Here is a 2,916-nt window from a genome sequence, read left to right as displayed (position 1 = left end):
TGTGAGAATGCGAAATTCATAGGTAGATGGAGCGTGGTTTCGGAGGCCTCGGAGAGGCCTCCCTACCAGGTATCGGATGCTTTGCCGTTTTAGGTAATGGGCTGCGTCAGGCGGTGCTCTGGCGGTCGTAGAGGGCGCGGTAGAGGGGGCTGGTGGTGTAGAGTTGGGCGTGGGGACCGCGGTCGATGATGCGGCCTTGGTCAAAGAGCAGGATCATGGTGGCGTCGCGGATGGTGGAAAAGCGGTGCGCAATCATGAGCACGGTTTTGCCTTGGACGAGCTGGGTGAGGCTTTTCTGGATCGCCGCCTCGCTCTCGCTGTCGAGGGCGCTGGTGGCTTCGTCGAGTATGAGGATGGGGGCATTGCGGAGGAAAGCGCGGGCGAGGGCGATGCGCTGGCGTTGTCCGCCGGAGAGTGAAGCACCGCGTTCGCCGACGATGGTTTCGTAGCCTTGCGGCAGGGTGAGGATGAAGTCGTGCGCGTAGGCGTTGCGCGCGGCTTGCTCGACTTCGGCGCGCGTGGCGTCGGGTCGGCTGAGGAGGAGGTTGTTGTAAATGGTGTCGTTGAACAGTAGTGCTTCTTGGGATACGAGGGCGATGTTGCGGCGCAGGTCGGCGAGGCGCATGTCGCGGATGTCGATGCCGTCGATGGTGACGCGACCCGAGTTGGTGTCGAAGAAGCGGGGAACGAGGTTGGCAAAGGTGGATTTGCCTGCGCCGCTGGGGCCGACAAGCGCGCACACGGTGCCGGCGGGGAGGCGGGCGTTGATGTTGTTGAGCACGAGTTCGCCGCCGGTTTTGTAAGCGAAGTTGACGCCTTCGAATGCGATGTCGCCGCGCAGGCGTCCGACTTTGGCGGGCGTGGCGGGGGGGACGGGATCGGTAATGGTGTCGGGTTCGTGCAGGACTTCCTCAATGCGGTCAAGCGAGGCGAGTCCGCGTTTGATCGCGTTGCTCATACCTCCGAGTTTTTTGATCGGGCTGTAGCTGGCGTAGAGGGCGGCGATGAGCGCGACGAAGGTTTCCCAGGGGACGTGAACTTTGTAGGCGTAAATGAGGGTGAGCGAGATGCCGAAGCCGGAGATGATTTCCACGGCGGGACCGATGGCTTTGTCGTATTTGACGACCTTCATTTGGAAGGTGATCAGCTGGCGGGCTTTTTGGGCAAAGTTTTTGGTTTCGCGTTCCTCAAGTCCGAAGGCGCGGACTTCGCGGGCGGCGCTGAGGTTTTCGCTTAGGACGTTGGTTACGGAGCCCAGTTCTTTTTGGAGCTGGCTGGCGCGGCGGACGATTTTTCTGCCTGCATACCGGATCGGCAAAACGGTCAGGGGCACCACGGCGAGGCAGACGAGCACCATGATGACGCCTTGTTGTTGGAAGCCTAGATAGGTCACGAATCCGATGGTCGAAATCAGGGTGACGGGTTCCTTGATGCTGTCGCTGGCGACGTTGCTGAGGGTGACTTGGAGTTGGTTGGTGTCGGACATGCCGCGCGAGATCAGGTCGCCGCTGCGCTGGCCTTGGAAAAAGGAGAGCGGCAGGCGTTGCAGTTTTGCAAAGAACTCCAGTCGCACTTGTTCGAGGATGCGGGTGCCGCAGAATTGGATGAGGTAGGCGTTAAAGTATTCGCTGAGTCCGCGAATGGTGAGGACGGTGGGCAGCCAGACTGCGATCATTGCCAGTTGCCAAAATGTGGCTTCAGCCGCGCCTTCGCCAAAGATCTGCGGCAACACGTGCTTGATCATGTAGGGGAGCGCAAAACCGCCGGCGATGCCGTTGATGCTGCCGCACAGGATGCCGACAACAAATTGCCAGGCTACCGGTTTCAAATAGCGGAGATAGGGACGAAATCGGCTCAGGTCGGAGGCCATAAGGGAGGGAGGAAAAATTCCAAATTACAAAGGATCAAATCCCAAAAGGGTGAGGATGTGAAAGTTGAGGGTTGTATTCTCAGTCTTTGGCGGCGCGCACGTCGAGGGCGTCGCGCAGGCCGTCGCCGAGGAAGTTGAGCGAGAGGAGTGTCAGGGAAAATATCACGCCGGGGAACAGGAGCAGCCAGGGGAATTCTTCCATTTTTTCCGCGCCGTCTTTGATGAGCGTGCCCCACGAACTCATGGGCGCATCCACGCCGAGGCCGAGGAAGCTGAGGAAGGATTCCAGCAGCATCACCGCCGGGATCGTCAGCGTGGTGAACACTATGACGGGTCCAAGGACGTTGGGCACGACGTGGCGCAGGATGATCCGGGCGGGGCCGTAACCGAGCGAGCGGGCGGCTTCGATGTACTCCATTTTTTTGATCGAGAGCACTTGTCCGCGCACGATGCGCGCCATGGTCAGCCATTCCACCGCACCGATGGCGGCGAAGAGCACGAGGATTTTGCCTACGCCTTGAAACTGGGCAAAAGGTCGCGCGCCAAAAAACGAAAAGCCGCGCAGCCAGGCGTCGAGGGTGTTCATCGGGTCTTTGAGGAAGACGAGCAGGAGGATGACGAAAATGGTGAAGGGGAGGGCGTAGAGGATGTCCACGATGCGCATCATGACGAGGTCGGTCTTGCCTCCGGCGTAGCCGGCGATGGCTCCGTAGGTGACGCCAATGAGGAGGGCAACGAGCGAGGCGACGAGTCCGACCATGAGCGAGATGCGTCCGCCGTAGAGCACGCGGGCAAGGAGGTCGCGGCCATTCATGTCGGTGCCGAAAAGGAAGCTGCGTCGTGAGTTTGTGAATACGCGTCCGTCGGTTTCGATGCGTTCGCCGGAGCGCAGGCGGGCGAGGTCGGCGGCGGCGAGGCCGAAGTCGTCGGTGAGGCGTCGCATGGTGATGAGTTCGGGTTGGCGCGTGGGTTCGGCGGGACGCGTCATGACGGCGAGTTCGGCGAGGGGGGGGCTGCTGCCGACTTGCAGGTTTTGGTCTTCGTAG

2 protein-coding genes are annotated in these 2,916 nt (G+C 60.7%); both read right to left on the bottom strand.

All coding sequences use genetic code 11. From position 1 onward, the window contains the following. Positions 1–106: 106 nt before the first annotated feature. Complete coding sequence (locus tag OBACDRAFT_RS07900) at positions 107–1,870, bottom strand: ABC transporter ATP-binding protein (protein WP_043584478.1); 1,764 nt, start codon at positions 1,868–1,870, stop codon at positions 107–109. 79 nt (positions 1,871–1,949) lie between these two features. Further along, a complete protein-coding gene (locus tag OBACDRAFT_RS07895) occupies positions 1,950–2,858 on the bottom strand; it encodes an ABC transporter permease (RefSeq protein WP_345777634.1) in 909 nt (302 codons plus the stop codon). Between the last annotated feature and the right edge of the window lie 58 nt (positions 2,859–2,916).

The organism is Geminisphaera colitermitum TAV2 (assembly GCF_000171235.2).
GTDB lineage: Bacteria > Verrucomicrobiota > Verrucomicrobiia > Opitutales > Opitutaceae > Geminisphaera > Geminisphaera colitermitum.
This window is presented reverse-complemented; position numbering and strand designations above follow the sequence as displayed.